Source organism: Streptomyces sp. NPDC058373 (assembly GCF_042723275.1).
GTDB lineage: Bacteria > Actinomycetota > Actinomycetes > Streptomycetales > Streptomycetaceae > Streptomyces.
Genome location: NZ_JBHXJE010000103.1, coordinates 1 through 1,733 on the forward strand (window position 1 = coordinate 1; position 1,733 = coordinate 1,733).

1 protein-coding gene and 2 pseudogenes are annotated in these 1,733 nt (G+C 63.8%); 2 read left to right on the plus strand and 1 reads right to left on the minus strand.

Annotated features, from left to right (window positions below):
* Nucleotides 1-94: pseudogene (locus ACFWMZ_RS28210) on the minus strand (nitroreductase/quinone reductase family protein); the annotation flags it as partial.
* Between the two features lie 333 nt (nt 95-427).
* Between ACFWMZ_RS28210 and ACFWMZ_RS28215 the strand changes: the two are divergent.
* A complete protein-coding gene (locus tag ACFWMZ_RS28215) occupies nt 428-1,099 on the plus strand; it encodes a hypothetical protein (RefSeq protein WP_383205001.1) in 672 nt (223 codons plus the stop codon).
* Nucleotides 1,087-1,733: pseudogene (locus ACFWMZ_RS28220) on the plus strand (hypothetical protein); the annotation flags it as partial. The gene ACFWMZ_RS28215 and the pseudogene ACFWMZ_RS28220, both read left to right, overlap by 13 nt.

Sequence of the window (1,733 nt, forward strand, 5' to 3'; positions counted from 1 at the left end):
GGTCGCCGTCGGGGAGGTAGCCGACCGGGTTGGTGTGCGGGCGGCCGGTGCGGGCGCCGGTGGTGGTGATGAGGAGCAGGCGGCCGCCTTCGAAGCGGACGTACGGGTACGAACAGGTGGCCTCCGCCTGCAACGCCTGTCACCACAAGGCCGTTTCGAGGTTGGCGTCGCCCTGTCGAACCTTCCGGGAGGCCGTCATGACCACCAGAGGATTACTGGTCGATCGCCCGAGCCTTTCCGGCTCCCGCCCGCACGCGTGCGCGTCGACGCGTCCATGGGCGGGGCGCTGCGCGGCGGCGAGCGCCCCACCCGTGCCGTTACGGCCCCTGTGGCGCATCGCTCCCCCGAGCCGCCTGGCGAAACCAAATGCCCCGGCGATAGCGTCAGTTCCCGAGTCCGCACTTTCGCCCCCACCGGGAGTCTTCACGTGAACCGCCGAACGTTGCCCGTCCTCACCGCGCTCGCCACGGCGACCGTTCTCCTGCTGACTGGTTGCGGAGGGGAGTCCGCCGACCCGGACGACAAGATCGCGGGGGCGGGGGAGAACTCTGCGGAGGCTTCGCCGTCGGCGAGTGAAGGTAAGCCGAAGACGGATGGGATTGATCGGCCGAAGATTGAGTTTCCGGACGATTTCAAGCTGACGTTCGAAGAGGTCAAGGGCGCTGACGCCGACGGTGTTGCAGCTGCCCGTGATGCCGAGAATTTCATGAAGTCGATCCAGCACTCCGTATTCGAGCGGGCCCCCGAGAGTTCGGTGTACAAGTTCTACGTCGAGCCTATGAGTCCGGCGCACGAGTACGCAAAGGACCAGATCCAGCAGTACGTGGATGGCGGTTGGGTTCTCATGGGGGAGATGCGGAACTCGAATGTGACTGTGTCTGCCCCGAAGAGCAAGGGCATCAGGGTTGTCTCATTCTGTACGGATGAGTCGAGGGCCGCTGGCAAGGATGTGGAGACTGGGAAGAAGGTTCCTGACGAGCAGTCGGTCAGCCCTTATATCTCTTTTGAGGTGTTGATGAGGGAAGCCAAATCCCAGAAGGGCCTGTGGCGCGCGGACCGGATCAAGGGTGAGAGGGATGGCGCGCAGTGCGCTGGCTGATGGCCTCCGCGGTTGTCGGAGTTTTTTCGGCAACCTGCCTGGTTAATGCTGCAACCCCTTCGCTCGCTCTCCCGACCGATCAGGTCGGGACCAGCGGTGAACAGAAGGGCGACAGTGTGGCCGCTGAAGTGGAGGTGATCAGGTACGACACATCCAAGAACGGAAGTGGCCCGTCTGCGGGCTCCGTGGCCGCGGTGCCGTCTGACTGGTCGCCTCCCCCCTGCTGGTACGCGCCCAAGTGGACGCCGAGCGAACTTCGCGACTACTACCAGCGGATGCATCGCGGGATGGCCAACGACCCGGGATTGCCGCCGGACGCGCGCAATGAATGGAACGAGGAGCGGCGCAACTACATCGACGGGGATTACAAGGACTTCAACGAGGAGAAGAAGGACGAGGGGATGTGGTGGGGTGCTGTCTACAACCCCAATGCCTCTCTTGACGATCAGCTCAAGTGCGACCGCGTCCCCTTCTGGGCTGACAACGGTGAGACCCCCGAGGTAGAGAACATCATCACCCCCGAAATTCTCGCCGGCCTCGCCTACGAGCAGATCAAGGTGCCTGGGACCGAAGTCACCCTTGCCCCCGGTGGTAAGAGCAAGGTGAATCTTCCGACCTGGGCCTGGTTGGACGG